Source organism: Micromonospora sp. NPDC048898 (assembly GCF_043198035.1).
Classification (GTDB): Bacteria; Actinomycetota; Actinomycetes; order Mycobacteriales; family Micromonosporaceae; genus Micromonospora.
In genome coordinates this window covers 152,552-167,461 of record NZ_JBICUF010000014.1, presented here as the reverse complement: position 1 = coordinate 167,461, position 14,910 = coordinate 152,552, and the positions used below count along the sequence as shown (strand labels likewise).

Here is a 14,910-nt window from a genome sequence, read left to right as displayed (position 1 = left end):
CACGGGCGCAGGCGTCGCCCAGTCCCGACTTCTCCGTCTCGGGTTGGTCTTGCGTGGGGTGGGCCCTGTCCTGGGCTGGCTCGCTCACCCGGGGTCAGCTTGGCCGGGTCCTCTCAGCCCTGGTCTGGTTCGTTCCTTGGTCTGGTTCGTCCATCGGCTCGTCCTGGTTGCCGGTCGAGTGCCTTCGGTCGGCGGCGCGACCGCCTGCTCCGGAAATTTTTCTGGCGCTGCCGTGAGGTGGACGGGCCGACGAGATGGGTTCCTACCTGTGTGGACGCGCTTCCGCGACAACCGACGCACCCGTGAGGCATCGACAGATGGCGTTCTTATTCGCGGTGAGTCGGTTTGGGCATTCGGCGGGTCGGGCACTTAGCGGTCACGACAGGAAGCACACATCGTGTGTCGAACATTCTTTTGAAGGAGGGCGACCGTGGAGTTCACCGTCTGGGGCATCATCACTGCGATCGTTGTTGGTCTCATCGTCGGCGCGCTCGGCCGCCTGGTTGTTCCGGGCCGGCAGAACATGCCGATCTGGCTGCACCTGCTGATCGGTATCGGCGCGGCCCTGCTCGGCACGGTGCTGGCGCGGGCCGTCGGCATCGCGACCGAGACGAGCGGCATCGACTGGGGCGAGCTGCTGGTGCAGGTCGTGGTTGCCGCGGTCGCGGTCGCTCTGGTGGCCGGCGTTGGTGGCCGCCGCCGAGTGACCCGGTAACACCAAGCACCAATTGCCGTACCACCACCACACCGCCGATGGGCGCCCGACCGACAGGTCGGGCGCCCATCGGCGTTCTCGCGGTGGGGGCGTTCTTCCGTGCGGGGTTCACCCCGCCGCGGTTCTCCTCGCCGTGCTGCCCCCGCTGCGGCGGCCAATCACCGCGTCGGGGTTCCGCGCCCGGTTGGGTGCGTCCCGCGCTCGGTCGGACGGGCCTGCGTTCTGTCGGCGTCTGCTGCGCGTCGGGTCGCCGTGATCCACTCCGCTTCCGTGAAGTCGGGGTGTCGCGGTGAGGGTGATGCCGCGGTTTTCGGTGACCTCGTGTTGATCTTGTGGTTCGGCATTGCGGAGTCGGTCGTGCTTCCTCGTCGAGGGCGTCCTGCCGCACCGGATCGCTGTGATCCACTCGGCTTCCTGAAAACCGGGGTAATCGCCCGGGCTTGATGCCGCGATATCAAGAAACTCGTGTCGATCATCGTGCGCCCGCGACTGTCGGCCCGCGGTCTGGTGACCCGTGGCCCCGTGGACCGGTGCGGCGGCCCGGCCCGGCGCGGTGGCGCACGCGGCGCGGCCCGGTCTGGCGCGGCCCGGTCTGGCGCGGCCCGGTCTGGCGCGGCCTGGCCTGGTGCGGCCTGGCCTGGCCTGGCCTGGCCTGGTCTGGCGCGGCCTGGCCTGGCGCGGCCTGGCCTGGCCTGGTGCGGCCCGGCCTGGTCTGGTGGCTCGGTCTGGTGCGGTGACCGGGGCTGGTCTGGTCGCCTGTCGGGTGGCCGGTGGGCTGGTGGGCCGGGATGGCCGGCTCGGTAGGTGGCGGTGGCTGGGGGAGGGCGGTCGGTGGAACGTGTTCTTGTCGGCCAGGTCGTGATCGTTTGGTGGCTGGAGTCGGTTTGGATTTTCCACGGGGCGGGCACTTTGCGGTCACGACAGGAAGCACACACCTCGTGTGACAGACATTCTTTGAAGGAGGGTGGCCGTGGAGCTCACCGTCTGGGGCATCATCACTGCGATCGTTGTTGGTCTCATCGTCGGCGCGCTCGGCCGCCTGGTTGTTCCGGGCCGGCAGAACATGCCGATCTGGCTGCACCTGCTGATCGGTATCGGCGCGGCCCTGCTCGGCACGGTGCTGGCGCGGGCCGTCGGCATCGCGACCGAGACGAGCGGCATCGACTGGTCCGAGTTGCTGGTGCAGGTGGTGGTTGCCGCGATCGCGGTCGCGCTGGTGGCCGGCGTGGGTCGCCGCCGCAGCGTCACCCGATAACGACCTGGCATCACCTGGCGAGGTAGCACCACCGCAGGACAGCACGATGGAAAGAGCGCCCGGCCTTGAGCCGGGCGCTCTTTCGTGGCATGTGCCCGACTTTGCGCCCCATGGTGGAGCGCCGTTCGTCGTGCCTCTGCGATACGGTCGCGACGCTTTGGCCGGCCCGCCCACTGTCGTAAAAGAATTCTCCGTACTAGGGTGCGGCGGAGAAGGTTAGTTCCAGGCGGCGCGAGGGGAGAAGTGGCGTGAACAGGTGGAAGCGGTTGGCCCCGGTCACCGCCATGGTGGCCTCGGCCGCGATGGTGCTGACCGGCTGCGGGGGTTCCGGTGAGGACGCGGCCGACGACAGCAAACTGACGGTCTGGATGATGGGCGAGGGCGGCGACGCGCAGAACGCATTCCTCGACTCCGTCGAGACCGAGTTCCGCCAGAAGCACCCCGACACCGACGTGGTGGTGCAGTACATTCCCTGGCTCGAGGCGCCCAAGAAGTTCCAGGCCGCGCTCGCCGGGGGAGAGGGCCCGGACATCACCGAGCTGGGTAACACCGAGACCCAGGGCTGGGCTGCCCAGGAGGCGCTCGCCGACGTGAGTGGTCGGATGGGCGGCTGGGCCGACGGCAAGGATCTGCTGCCGGACCTGGTGCGCAACGCGCAGCTCGACGGCAAGCAGTACGGCGTGCCGTGGTACGCGGGTGTTCGCGCGATCTACTACCGCACCGACTGGTTCGCCGAGGCCGGCGTGCAGCCACCGAAGACCTGGGACGACCTGGTCACCGTGGCCAAGGCGGTGCAGGCGAAGAAGAAGGGCACCTACGGCATCGCCCTGCCGGGCAACTCGGAGCTGCCGTTCTACTCCTTCCTCTGGGGTGCCGGCGGCGAGATCGCCAGCAACCAGGGCGGCACCTGGAAGTCCGGCTACACCACTCCGGAGGCGCAGCGGGCGGTCAAGTTCTGGACCGACCTGGTGACCGTGCACAAGGTGGCCCCGCCGGCTGCGGCGGGTTGGAACGAGATCGACGCGCGTACCCAGTTCGCCACCGGCAAGGCCGCGATGGCCTTCGCCGGCAGCTGGCAGCAGGGTGCCATCAAGAAGGACAACCCCGAGATCGAGAAGGTCTGGGGTACGTTCCCGATCCCCGGCCCGGACGGCAAGGCGGCACCCGGTTTCGCCGGTGGTTCGGACGTGGCGATCTGGAAGGACAGCGAGCGGCAGGACCTGGCCTGGGACTACCTGACCGTGCTGCTGAACAAGAAGAACGCGCAGAGCTTCGCGAGCAGCCTCGGCTTCTTCCCGGTCTACCAGGACCTCGTCGCCGGTGACAGGTACGCCAACGACAAGGTGATGGCGGCGTTCGCCACCACCATGCAGAACACCAAGCTCACGCCGCTCACCCCGAAGTGGGTGGAGGTCAGCCGGACCAAGACGGTGACCCAGGCGATGAACAGCTCGGTCATGAAGGGTCAGAAGACGGTCGAGAAGGCTACCGCCGACGCGGCCGGTGAGATGGAAAGCATTCTCAACGCCAAGTGACCACGCTGACCGAGGCGCCGGAGGCGGCCGCCGCGCGGGAGACCCCCGCGCGGCGGCGTCGCCGGGTGGACCGCCTGCCCTACCTGCTGCTCCTGCCCGCCCTGCTGATCATCGGGGTGCTGCTGCTCTGGCCGCTCGGCCAGGTGGTGGTGATGTCCTTCTACCGGCTGAACTCCGTGCGGCAACTGCGCGGCGATCGGGAGTGGCCGTGGGTGGGGCTCGGCAACTACGCCGACATCCTCTCCGACCCGTTCTTCCTGACCGTGCTGCGCAACACGGTCCTGTTCGCCGCTGCGAACGTGCTGCTCACGATGGTCCTCGGCACGCTTGTCGGGCTGCTGCTCAACCGGCTCGGCCGCAAGATGGCGACCTTCGTGGCCAGTTGCGTGATGCTCGCCTGGGCCACGCCGGCGCTGACCGGCACCATCGTCTGGAAGTGGATCTTCGACGACACGAGCGGCCTCGTCACGTGGTTGTTCAACGCGCTGCCCGACGGGCTCTCCAACGGCCTGTTCGGTCGGAGCGACTGGACCGGCTACGGCTGGTTCAACTCGCCACTGCTCTTCTTCGCCATTCTCACCCTGGTGGTGGTCTGGCACTCGTTCCCGTTCATCGCGGTGAGCGTGCTGGCCGGTCTCAAGAGCGTGCCGAGCGAGCTGCACGAGGCGGCCCGGGTGGACGGCGCCAGCCCCTGGCGGGTCTTCTGGAAGATCACCTTCCCGCTGCTGCGCCCGGTCTTCGGGATCCTGATCGTGCTCTCCACCATCTGGGACTTCAAGGTTTTCACCCAGCAGTTCGTGCTGGCCGGCGGCACCCAGGACCGGCCGACGTTCATGCTCGCCATCTACTCGTACGCCGAAGCTTTCTCCCCGCCGCCGAAGTACGGACTCGGCGCGGCCATCGCGGTGATCCTCACGCTGATCCTGCTGGTGGTCACCGGCTTCTACGTACGGATGGTGCTCAGGCAGGAGGACGAGTCGTGAAGAAGGTCGCCCTCAACGCCGCCGGGCTGCTTGTCGCACTCTTCGCGGCGTTCCCGGTCTACTGGATGATCTCCACCTCGCTGAAGCCGAGCAACGAGATCTTCTCGGCCACCCCGCAGCCGGTGCCGACCCATCCGACGCTGGCGCACTACCGGGAGATCCTGACCGGCAACCTGATCCCCGGCGTGAGCTTCCTCGACTTCTTCCTCAACAGCGCGCTGGTCGCCGTCTCCACGGTGGTGCTCAGCGGCCTGGTGGCGCTGCTCGCCGCGACCGCGGTGGCGCGGTTCCGCTTCAAGCTGCGGACCAGCTTCCTGATCATGCTGCTGGTGGTGCAGATGATCCCGCTGGAGGCGTTGGTCATCCCGCTGTTCCTGATGATCCAACGGCTGGGGCTCTACAACACCCTGCCCAGCCTGATCCTCACGTACCTCGGTTTCTCGCTGCCGTTCGCGGTCTGGATGCTGCGCGGCTTCGTCGCCGCGGTGCCCAAGGAGTTGGAGGAGGCCGCGGCCATCGACGGCGCCAGCCGGGCCCAGATCTTCCGCCGGGTCCTCTTTCCGCTTGTCGCGCCCGGCCTGGTGGCCACCAGCATCTTCTCCTTCATCACGGCGTGGAACGAGCTGATCTTCGCGTTGACGTTCATCAACGACCAGGGCAGCTACACGCTGCCGGTGGCGATGACGTTCTTCTTCGGCCGGGACGACACCAACTGGGGGCCGGTGATGGCCGCGTCCACCCTGTTCACCCTGCCGGTCATCATCTTCTTCCTGCTGGTGCAGCGCCGGATGGTCTCCGGTCTGGTGGCCGGAGCCGTCAAGGGCTGACCGTGGCCCGCCGCTGTCCGCCGCTAGGCTGACCGTCATGACGGGCAGGGTGGCGGCGGTGAACATCGGCGTGGTGACCGAGGCGGAGTGGGCCGGCGACGCGAGCGGTCGCAGCGGCATCGACAAGCGGCCGGTGGATGGTCCGGTGGCGCTGCTCACCGAGGGTGTGGCAGGTGACTTCATCGGCGAGCGGGCCGTGCACGGCGGGCCGGAGAAGGCCGTCTACGCGTACGCCGAGGAGGACGCCGCGTGGTGGGCGACCGAGATCGGCCGGTCCATCCGTCCGGGCGGCTTCGGTGAGAATCTGACCACCTACGCGGTCGATGTGACAGGCGCGGTCGTCGGCGAGCAGTGGGCCGTCGGCACGGCGGTGCTCCAGGTCACGGTGCCACGCACCCCGTGCACGACGTTCGCCGGTTTCTGGGGGGTGCCCGACCTGATCCGGCGCTTCACCGTCCGCGCCACGCCGGGGGCGTACCTGCGGGTGCTGCGCGAGGGTGAGGTGGGCGCCGGCGATCCGGTCGAGGTGGTGGACCGACCCGCGCACGGGGTGACCATCGGCGAGGTGTTCCGGGCGATCACCCTGGAGCCGGAGCTGCTGCCCCGGCTGCTCGACGTGACGGACCTGCCGGAGAAGCTCCGGGACAAGGTCCGCCGCCGCCTCGCCGCCCGGGGCTGACCACCCGCCGCACGGCTCGCCCCGCGCCCCGGTCCGGGTCGCGCCGGCCTCCGCGCCCGGTCCGGGCCGCGATCGCCCCGTGCCCCGGTCCGTGCCGCGCCGGCCTCCGCGCCCGGTCCGGGCCGCGATCGCCCCGTGCCCGGTCGGTGCGTGCCGGTCGGCGGGCAGGCCACCGGGTTCGGCCCCGAAGACCCGGATGACGGGGTCGACCGCCCGCGGTTGCCCGTATCGTCCCCTTCGGGGGTGTATGGCGGGGGGCCGGGTGGTGCGCGATGTCGATGGCGACGGACGGCGGTGCCGCCGCGGTGGCACCAACCGATCCGGACCTGCGGCGTCCGGCGTTCCTGGAGCTCTTCTTCGACCTCGTGTACGTCTTCGCCCTGACCACCCTGGCGACCATGCTGGCCGAGGACCTGACCTGGACCGGCATCGCCGAGACGCTGGTGCTCCTGCTCGCGTTCACGATGATCTGGGCGTTGACCGTGTGGACCGCCGACACCATCGACCTGACCCGCTCGTCGGGGCAGGTGCATCTCACCGGGGTGGCGGCGGCCAGCCTGCTGTTGGCCGCGGCCGCGGCCGACGCGTACGGCGATCACGCACTGCTCTTCGCGATCACCTACCTGGTCATTCCCCTCAGCACCACCGCCTACTACGTCGTTGTCGTCCCGGGCCGGACCGTGCCGCGTTCGACCGTCCGGATCCAGACCTGGAAGTCCATCGCCGGTGTCGGCTGGATCGCCGGGGCGCTCGTCGGCGGTTCGGGCCAGTTGCCGATCTGGGCGTTCGTGATCGTCGTCGAGTACGCCGCAGGCGCTCTCGGTTGGCCGCTGCCCCGGATCGGTCGCTCACAACCGCGGGACTGGCGGCTGGTCGACGCGCGGGTGGCCGAACGCTACCGGCAGTTCGTCATCATCGCGCTCGGTGTGTCGATCTTCGTGACCGGAACGACCTTCAGCATGGGCGAGTACACGCTGGAGCGCGCCTGGGCGCTGCTCGTGGTGTTCGGCACCGTGGTGTTGATGTGGCGGATCTACATCTACCGTGCCGGTGAGCTGCTGACCGACGCGATCGCCCGGTCGTCCAACCCGGCGCTGCTCACCCAGTCCGCCGCGGTCACCCATCTGATCATGGTGGCGGGAATCTCCGGCGCGGCGGTCACCAGTCACCTCGTGGTGGGCCGCCCGCTGGGCGAGACTCCACGGTCGTGGGCCGCGGTCATCCTCGGCGGCCCCGCGTTGTTCCTGCTCGGCCGGGGCGTACTCGACTTCACCGTGTTCGGGCGGATCTCGCGGTCCCGACTGGCCGGTGTGGTGCTGCTGGCGGGTCTGGCGCCGGCCACGCCCCTGCTGCCGCCGGTCGTGGTCGCGCTGCTCGCCACGACCGTGCTGGCCCTGATCGCCGTGGCGAACCTGGTCAGCACCCGGCGACACGCCCGTACGCCGGCACCGCCGATGCTGCGCTGAGACCCCTCATCGTGCCGGCGCGGTGGCCCCGACCGGCTCGCGACGTGCCGCCAACCCCTCCCCGACCAGGGTGAGCAGCAGGACCAGGTTCGCCACCACCAGGACGGTCAGCGGCGGCAGCAGGATCGTGGAGGGTGCCGCCAGGGCGCACAGCAGCACGATCGCCAGCACGGCGATGGCCAGCACCCGGGACCAGAGGATCCGGGCGGTCACCACGGCATCGAACAGCACGCTGCCGAGCAGGAACAGGACCGGTCCACCGAGGATGGCCACCATCAGCTCCACCGACGTGTGACCGAACGGCCGGTCGATGACCAGCGAGGTGCCTGTCGAGACGACCACCACCCCGGCCACCATCACCAGATGGGTGTACGAGGTGGAGGTGCCGGAGCGGACCCGCTCCACCGTCGCGAAGCCCGGTGGGGCCAGGATCCGCCGGAACCGCTGGAAGTAGAGCTGGAACAGCAGGACGGCGCTGACGAACGCGACAGCGCAGGTGGTCACCTGACCGGCGGTGAACCCGCTGCCGGCCAGCCCCCTGCCGGTGCTCAGGATCAACTCGCCGAGCGCGACGATGAAGATCGCCCGGTGCCGCTCGGAGAGGTGCATCCCGGTGAAGATCTGACTGGCCAACTCGGTACGCCCCAGCCTCGGTGTCGGCCAACCGATCCGCGCCGAGCCGAGATCGACCGCCGCGGCGAGCGACCAGAGCACCAGACGGGCCGCCTCGTCCACGAACACCCCGGCCACCCAGGGCGTCACCGTGACGCCGAACCAGAAGAAGACCCGGATGCTGCGCGCCTGGATGGGCCGGTTCACCCGGGTGCCGGGGATCAGGACGGCGTCCCGGACCAGGTGGATGCCGAAGTACGCGGCGACGAACAGCCACCCGTACCGGCCGAAGGCGTACGGTGTCGCGATCGCCATCAGCAGGGTGCCGAGCATGACCAGCAGGACTGTCGCCTGGATGATCGGCAGTCGGGGGTCGAACAGGTCGGTGAGCCACGCCGTGAGCACCCACACCCACCAGGCGGCGAGCAGGAGGACGGCGGACTGCGCCGCACCCCGAACGGTGAGGTTCTCGGCCAGGCTGGTGGCGAGCCGGGACAGCAGGAAGATGTAGACCAGGTCGAAGAAGAGTTCCAGGAAGGTCGGATATTCCGGCTCACCGCGGCGGCGGACGATCCGGGGGAGCGGAGCGGACGTCACTGCGGCTGCCCTCCTGTGCCACCCCGCACCCCGGGCGAGAGCCGCCCCCCGACCCTGCGTACCCGTCAGGCTACCGACAGCGCGGTGTCGGGTGGCCCGGAAGTGGATACGCGGCGGCCCCCCGCCAGCGTTGGCAGGGGGCCGTCGGTCGCGCGGGTGATCAGCGGAGCCAGGGGATGTTTCGGTCGAGCAGGCCGCGCTCCTTGAGCTCCCTGCGCAGCGGGATCTCGTCGTCGACGTACCCGTCCCAGTTGATGCCCCAGTAGTTGGCGGTGTGGGTGCCCTCACCGATCAGCTGGCGCTGCACCGGGGTGCGGTTGCGGTACCACTCGCCGTTCACGTCGGGGTGCAGCTCGTCCAGCGGACGGATCCACCGGTAGGTGTAGCCGACGAAGAGCATCTTGCGCGTGATCGTCGACAGGTTCGTCGACCGCGAGTGCCACTGCCGGCGGTCGAAGATGAAGGCGTCGCCCGGGTTGGCGGTGATCTCCACCGTGCCCTCCGGGTCCGGGTTCTGCACGGTGAGGTCCGCCGGCCGGGGCAGCGAGTTCTTCAGGTGGCTGCCCGGGATGACCTTGGTGGCGCCGCGGCCGGTCTCGGAGAGGTCGGACAGCACGTACGCGACCTTCAGCGAGAACATCGGCCGGGGCAGGTTCGGGTCCATCGTCTCCGGGTCGGAGTTCTGCCGGTACCCGTCCTGGTGCCAACCCCAGTACGGCTTCTCCGGCTCGGCGGCCGGCGGGGTGACGTCCAGGTGGTTGTGGTGGGTGTAGATGTTCCAGCCGGCCAGCCCCCACATGTACGGGAAGGCGATCGGGTGGGTGAGCAGCTCACCGAAGAGCTCGTCGCGCTCCAGGAAGCCCAGCAGGTGCAGGGTGCCGTCCTTCTTGGTGGTGCCCTTGGCCTGCTCCTCCGCGTAGACGCGGTCGACCGCCGCCTCCAGCGCCGCCCGGTGGTCCTCCGTCAGGACGTTTCGCAGCAGGAGGAAGCCCTGCTCGTGGAACTCCTTGCGGTCAGTGTCGCTGATCGGTTCGTAACCGGTCCGGTCGCCGTAATCGAACACCGCGTCGTACCCCTCCCCATGAGGTGAAACCTTTTCTGGCACAGGCCGCCGATCGTAACGCGCTGGCCAATGCATCGGGGAGGGCGTGTTGCGCGGGTGGCCCGGGAGGGAACCCCGCGCAGCGGGAAGGCTGCGTACGGTGAGATCTTCGTGATCAATAGAAGGTCTTGCAGGCTTTTGTCCGATTGTGCGGTCACTGCCGGTTAAGAGATCCGGCCCGATCACCCCTCGTTGAACACCTCGGCCACGACCTGTCCGCCGGAGTTCTGCTGGCCGGTCACCCGATCCCAGGTGCCGTCCCGGGCGGTCCACTCCAAATCGCCGAAGCGGACGCGCTTCACCCCGTGGTCCTGGGCGTGCGAGACCAGCCAGTGCGCGTACCGCCAGCCGTCGCGCGGATCACCCGCGGTCACCGTCAGCCCGGTCGGGTCGTTCGGGTCGACACCCTTGAGCCCCCAGTCCAGCACGAGGTTGCGGGTGAGCTGCGCGGCCGCCGCCGCCCCGTGCATCACCGGGGTACGCCCCACCGTGCAGGCGACCGCGCCGGTGGCGTCGCCCATCAGTGCCCGGCTGAGCACCTCGGAGTCGTCGGCCCATTTCTGGTAGGCCTCGGGGAAGGCCGAGCGCTGCACCCGCTGGGCGGCGTCGGTGACGCGCATCTTCTCCCAGCCGCGCACCTTCTTGAGTGCCGCGTAGAACCGGTTGGCCGCGTAGCGCGGGTCGCGGATCTGCGCCGAGGTGCCCCAGCCCTGACTCGGCCGCTGTTGGAACAGGCCGACCGAGTCACGGTCGCCGTCGGCGAGGTTGCGCAGCCCGGACTCCTGGTACGCGGTGGCCAGCGCGACCACCACGGCCCGCTCGGGCATTCCGCGCTTTGCGCCGATCGCCGCGATGGTGGCCGCGTTGGCCATCTGGTCGGCGTCCAGGGCCACGCGGCCGTCGGCCTGCACGGTGCACTTGCGTGCCGCCAGCGGCAGCCGCAGACCGCCCCCGACCTGCCGGACGACGAGCCAGATCGCGATCACGGCGACGAGGATGAGGACCACTCCACCCGCAACGGCTGCCCGAGTTCGCACCCACACCCCTTAGATCGACAAGTCTGCCAAGCGTACGTCCCCGTCGCGCCCAACGGGCCGTCCGAGCCGGCTCGGCGGCTCCGTCCTGGTTCGGGGTCGGCTCCGCCGGCGCGTTCCGATCGAGGCATTCCCGCTCCGGGCCCGCTCTCACCTGCCCGTATGGCTCTCGCGCACCCCCTGACTCAACGACAATCCGAGGGGTCTGGTGCCGGTTGTCGTGGCCCAGGAGATCTGCGTTCGCCTGGCCTGTCGTGCGCGTCACCGGTTCGGCCTCACGCGGAAGTGGTTGACCGGTCAAGGAGTTACTACGGTTGACGTGTCAATCGCTGGCCCGCCCGGTACGCGAAGCCGACCGAGTTGGTCACGGAACAAGGAGGAGTTCCATGGGAACGCTCGACGGCAAGGTTGTGCTCATCACCGGCACCGGCGGCGGTCTGGGACGCGTCGCCGCGCAGATCTTCGCGCGGGAAGGCGCGAAGGTCGTCGGGGCCGACATCCAGGTCGCCGGCAACGACGAGACGGTCGAGCTCGTCCGCGCCGCCGGCGGTGAGATGACAGGCATCGCGCCTGTCGACCTCACCGATCCGGAGCAGGTGCGGACGTTCGTCGAGGACGCCGCCGCGGCCTACGGCGGGCTCGACGTGGTCTACAACAACGCGGCCGCACTCCGCTTCGGCCCGATGCCGGACTTCTCCGTCGAGGACTGGCGCTACACCATCACCGGTGAACTGGACATTCCGTACTTCGTGTCGAAGTTCGCCTGGCCGCACCTGGTCCAGCGGGGCGGTGGCGTCATCATCAACGCCGCCTCCATGGCCGGCATGATCGCCGGTCGCGTCCCCCCGATGGTGGGTCACACCGCCGCCAACGCCGGCGTCATCGGCCTGACCCGACAGCTCGCGCTCGAGGGTGCGCCGCACGGGATCCGCGCGGTGGCGGTCAGCCCGGGGCCGATCGTCAGCCCGGCAAGTGAGCGCGACCTGGGCGACAACCAGGCGGCTCGGGACGCGATCACCGGCAGGACGCTGCTCAAGCGGTTCGCCCAACCCGAGGAGGTCGCCGAGCTCGTGGTGTTCCTCGCCTCCGACCGGGCGTCGTACATCACCGGGGCGAACTACCCGGTCGACGGCGGCGCGACCGCCTGGTGACCCGACCGGACGGCGCGGGGACGCCCCGCACGCAGGCGGCGTCCCCGCCCCCGGTCCCAGCCGGCATGACCACCGGCACCCCCGGTCCTACCCGGCATGATCAGCGGAACCCCCGTCCACGGCGGCCACCCATCGAGCCAATCTTCTGTCCCGGAAGGCCGCGACCCCCTCGCGTCCCTCGTCGGACAGGAAGTACCCGGTCGACAGGGCGGACAGCCGGGCCAGGTCGGCACGCAGCTCGGCGGTGCCCGGCCGACGCAACAACTCCTTCGCGCCGGCCAACGCACCGGGCGCGCCGCGTACCAGCGAGTCGCAGTAACGTCGCACGACGTCGTCCAGCCCGTCCGCCGGCACGCTGGCCGTGACCAGGCCGATCTCGGCGGCCCGTCGACCGTCGAAGGTGTCGCCGGTCAGGTAAAGCTCGGCGGCGGCGCGCGGGTGCAGCCGGGGCAGCACGGTCGCCGAGATCACCGCCGGGATCACCCCGATCCGTACCTCGGTGAACGCGAACGTCGCCTCGTCGGCGCAGACCGCGAGGTCGGCGGCGGCGATCAGGCCCAACCCACCGGCCCGCGCCGGCCCGCCCACCCGGGCCAGCACCGGCTTCGGGCACTCCCAGAGCGCCGCGAGCACGTCACCCAGCATGCCGGCCGGCACGGTCCCGCTGGCGTATGCCGCGGCCGTCTCCTTCAGGTCCGCCCCCGAGCAGAAGACCGGGCCGGTGTGGTCGAGCACGACCACCCGAACCGCCTCGTCGGCGACCGCGTCCGCCAGCCCGGCCAGCAACTGGGTCATCAGGCCGGTGGAGAGCGCGTTGCGGTTGTGCGGGCTGTCCAGGGTGAGGGTGGTCACCCCACGGGCCGTGGCGACCCGCACGAGGACGTCGGGAGTGGTCATGCCGGGCACACTAGTGGCCATGCCCGGCCTCCTTCCAGATGGTGAGACCGTCCCCGTCGACGGATCGCTGCCCGCCACCGCCACCGCCGCGGTCGGCGCGCGCGGCTTCGGCGTGTACGTGCACGTGCCGTTCTGTGCCAGCCGCTGCGGCTACTGCGACTTCAACACCTACACGGCGGCCGAGCTGGGCGGCGGCGCCAGCCGCGAGGGGTACGCCGACACCGTGCTGGCCGAGCTGGCGCTCGCCGCCCGGGTGCTCGGCGACACCCCGCCGCCCCGGGTCGACACCGTCTTCGTCGGCGGTGGCACACCCACCCTGCTGCCCGCCGACGACCTGGCCCGCATCCTCGACGGCATCGACCGCACCTGGGGGCTGGCCGCCGACGTCGAGGTGACCACCGAGGCCAACCCCGAGTCGGTCACCCCGGAGTCGTTGAAGCTGCTGCGGGCCGCCGGCTACACCCGGATCTCGCTGGGCATGCAGTCCGCCGCACCGGGCGTGCTGGCCATCCTGGACCGCAAACACAGCGCCGGCCGGGCCACCGCCGCCGCCCTGGAGGCGCGCGACGCCGGATTCGAGCACGTCAACCTGGATCTGATCTACGGCACCCCGGGGGAGCGGCCCGAGGACTTCGCCGCCTCGCTGGAGCAGGTCGTGGCCGCCGGGGTGGACCACGTCAGCGCGTACGCCCTGATCGTCGAGGACGGCACCCGGCTCGCCGCCCGGATGCGGCGCGGCGAGCTGGCGTACCCCAGTGACGACGTGGCCGCGGACCGCTACCTGGCCGCGGAGGCCGCCCTCGACGCGGCCGGGCTGTCCTGGTACGAGGTCTCCAACTGGGCCCGCACCGACGACGCCCGGTGCCGGCACAACCTGCTGTACTGGACCGGCGCGGACTGGTGGGGCCTGGGGCCGGGGGCGCACAGCCACGTCGGCGGGGTGCGCTGGTGGAACGTCAAACACCCCTCGGCGTACGCCGAGCGGTTGGCTGCGGGCGCGTCTCCCGGCCTGGCCCGGGAGGTGCTCACGGCCGACGAGACGCACATGGAGGACGTGATGCTGCGGCTGCGGCTCGCCAGCGGCCTGCCGCTGGCGGTGCTCGACGCCACCGGCCGTGCTGGCGCCGAGCGGGCCCTGGCCGAGGGGCTGCTGGCCGCCGACGAGTACGCGGCCGGTCGGGCGGTGCTCACCCTGCGTGGGCGGCTGCTCGCCGACGCGGTCGTGCGTGACCTGCTGCCCTGAACGGGCGCGCCGCCCCGGAGCGAGGCGGCGGTGCACCGGACCGGCCGGGGGAGCGGCCGGCCCGGGTCACTTGATGATGTTGGCCGAGAGCGGGTAGCGGTAGAGCTGACCCTCGTTGGCCTTGATGCCGGCGATGATGCCGAACACGGCACCGAGGATGAGGGCCGCCCCGACGCCGAGGAAGCCGATCACGATGCAGGACAGCACCCAGCCGACCAGGCCGACGACCGACCAGACGAGCTGGAAGTTGAGCGCCGCCACGGCGTGCGCCCGGGCCGTCGGGGACTGGTTGCCGCGGGCCAGCAGCGCCACCAGCGGGCCGATCCAGCCGAGCACACCCCCGCTGATGATCATGCCGGCCGCACCGCCGAAGTGCGCGACGAGCGCCCAGGTCTTGTCCTCGTTGTTGGCGTAGCCGCCACCGGGGGCGCCGCCGGTCGGATATCCGCCAGCGGGGTAGCCGCCGGGCGGATAGCCTCCGGGCGGCGGGTAGCCACCCGCCGGAGGGTAGCCACCCGCCGGAGGGTAGCCACCCGACGGCGGCTGGTCACCGGTGGGCGGCGGATAGCCACCGGCCGGGGGATAGTCGCCCGGGCCGGACGCCCCGGACAGTGGTGCGGTGGGTGGCTCGGCCGACGGGTACGAACTCGGCTCCGGCGGATAGTTGCCGGGGTCACCCGCGCCGGGAGGGCGAGGAGGTTCTGTCATGGGTGTCACGGTAGGTGCCCGTGGCAACGCGGCACCAGAGGGGCCACCGTTGATCATCGCGCCGGTGGGTACGCCGACGTAGACTGGCACTCGTTACAGTCGAGTG

Annotated in this window: 15 protein-coding genes; 10 read left to right on the top strand and 5 right to left on the bottom strand. The window is 70.5% G+C overall.

Features of this window, described 5'->3' with window-relative positions; all coding sequences use genetic code 11:
* Positions 1–430 precede the first annotated feature (430 nt).
* The 8 genes from ACGFIQ_RS28560 to ACGFIQ_RS28525 all read left to right on the top strand — a co-directional run bounded on the left by ACGFIQ_RS28560 (position 431) and on the right by ACGFIQ_RS28525 (position 7,460).
* Positions 431–715 carry a GlsB/YeaQ/YmgE family stress response membrane protein gene (locus ACGFIQ_RS28560; RefSeq protein ID WP_393248570.1) on the top strand — a complete coding sequence of 95 codons (285 nt, stop codon included), beginning with the start codon at positions 431–433 and terminating at the stop codon, positions 713–715.
* Between the two features lie 530 nt (positions 716–1,245).
* A complete protein-coding gene (locus tag ACGFIQ_RS28555) occupies positions 1,246–1,452 on the top strand; it encodes a hypothetical protein (protein ID WP_393248569.1) in 207 nt (68 codons plus the stop codon).
* Between the two features lie 233 nt (positions 1,453–1,685).
* Positions 1,686–1,970 carry a GlsB/YeaQ/YmgE family stress response membrane protein gene (locus tag ACGFIQ_RS28550; protein WP_393248568.1) on the top strand — a complete coding sequence of 95 codons (285 nt, stop codon included), beginning with the start codon at positions 1,686–1,688 and terminating at the stop codon, positions 1,968–1,970.
* 248 nt (positions 1,971–2,218) lie between these two features.
* A complete protein-coding gene (locus tag ACGFIQ_RS28545; protein ID WP_393248567.1) occupies positions 2,219–3,505 on the top strand; it encodes a sugar ABC transporter substrate-binding protein in 1,287 nt (428 codons plus the stop codon).
* Positions 3,502–4,488, top strand: coding sequence for a carbohydrate ABC transporter permease (locus tag ACGFIQ_RS28540; protein WP_393248566.1), 987 nt, complete (start codon positions 3,502–3,504; stop codon positions 4,486–4,488). Before ACGFIQ_RS28545 ends, ACGFIQ_RS28540 begins: the two co-directional genes overlap by 4 nt.
* Positions 4,485–5,315, top strand: coding sequence for a carbohydrate ABC transporter permease (locus ACGFIQ_RS28535; RefSeq protein WP_357077076.1), 831 nt, complete (start codon positions 4,485–4,487; stop codon positions 5,313–5,315). The genes ACGFIQ_RS28540 and ACGFIQ_RS28535 overlap by 4 nt, the downstream gene beginning before the upstream one ends.
* Positions 5,316–5,352: 37 nt before the next feature.
* Positions 5,353–5,994: an MOSC domain-containing protein gene (locus ACGFIQ_RS28530; protein ID WP_393248565.1), complete on the top strand. Its 642-nt coding sequence runs from the start codon at positions 5,353–5,355 to the stop codon at positions 5,992–5,994.
* Positions 5,995–6,266: 272 nt separating this feature from the next.
* Positions 6,267–7,460, top strand: coding sequence for a low temperature requirement protein A (locus ACGFIQ_RS28525; RefSeq protein WP_393248564.1), 1,194 nt, complete (start codon positions 6,267–6,269; stop codon positions 7,458–7,460).
* A 6-nt stretch (positions 7,461–7,466) separates the two neighbouring features.
* Here the strand turns inward: ACGFIQ_RS28525 and ACGFIQ_RS28520 are convergent, their stop codons facing one another.
* The 3 genes from ACGFIQ_RS28520 to ACGFIQ_RS28510 form a co-directional block, all read right to left on the bottom strand.
* On the bottom strand, positions 7,467–8,669 hold the full coding sequence (locus tag ACGFIQ_RS28520) for a low temperature requirement protein A (protein WP_393248563.1): 1,203 nt from the start codon (positions 8,667–8,669) through the stop codon (positions 7,467–7,469).
* A 160-nt stretch (positions 8,670–8,829) separates the two neighbouring features.
* Positions 8,830–9,732 (bottom strand): phytanoyl-CoA dioxygenase family protein, encoded by a 903-nt coding sequence (locus ACGFIQ_RS28515; RefSeq protein WP_357077088.1) that lies wholly within the window; start codon positions 9,730–9,732, stop codon positions 8,830–8,832.
* 221 nt (positions 9,733–9,953) lie between these two features.
* Positions 9,954–10,814 (bottom strand): hypothetical protein, encoded by an 861-nt coding sequence (locus ACGFIQ_RS28510; protein ID WP_393248562.1) that lies wholly within the window; start codon positions 10,812–10,814, stop codon positions 9,954–9,956.
* Between the two features lie 377 nt (positions 10,815–11,191).
* On the opposite strand from ACGFIQ_RS28510, the gene ACGFIQ_RS28505 reads away from it, so the two are divergent.
* Positions 11,192–11,956: an SDR family NAD(P)-dependent oxidoreductase gene (locus tag ACGFIQ_RS28505; protein WP_393248561.1), complete on the top strand. Its 765-nt coding sequence runs from the start codon at positions 11,192–11,194 to the stop codon at positions 11,954–11,956.
* 87 nt (positions 11,957–12,043) lie between these two features.
* Here ACGFIQ_RS28505 and ACGFIQ_RS28500 read toward each other — a convergent pair whose 3' ends face one another.
* Positions 12,044–12,853, bottom strand: a complete 810-nt coding sequence (locus ACGFIQ_RS28500; protein ID WP_393248624.1) for an enoyl-CoA hydratase-related protein — start codon at positions 12,851–12,853, stop codon at positions 12,044–12,046.
* 19 nt (positions 12,854–12,872) lie between these two features.
* On the opposite strand from ACGFIQ_RS28500, the gene hemW reads away from it, so the two are divergent.
* Entirely contained in the window at positions 12,873–14,096 is a 1,224-nt protein-coding gene (gene hemW / locus ACGFIQ_RS28495) for a radical SAM family heme chaperone HemW (protein ID WP_393248623.1), read from the top strand.
* 66 nt (positions 14,097–14,162) lie between these two features.
* Here hemW and ACGFIQ_RS28490 read toward each other — a convergent pair whose 3' ends face one another.
* A complete protein-coding gene (locus ACGFIQ_RS28490; protein ID WP_393248560.1) occupies positions 14,163–14,804 on the bottom strand; it encodes a DUF4870 domain-containing protein in 642 nt (213 codons plus the stop codon).
* Positions 14,805–14,910: the final 106 nt, after the last annotated feature.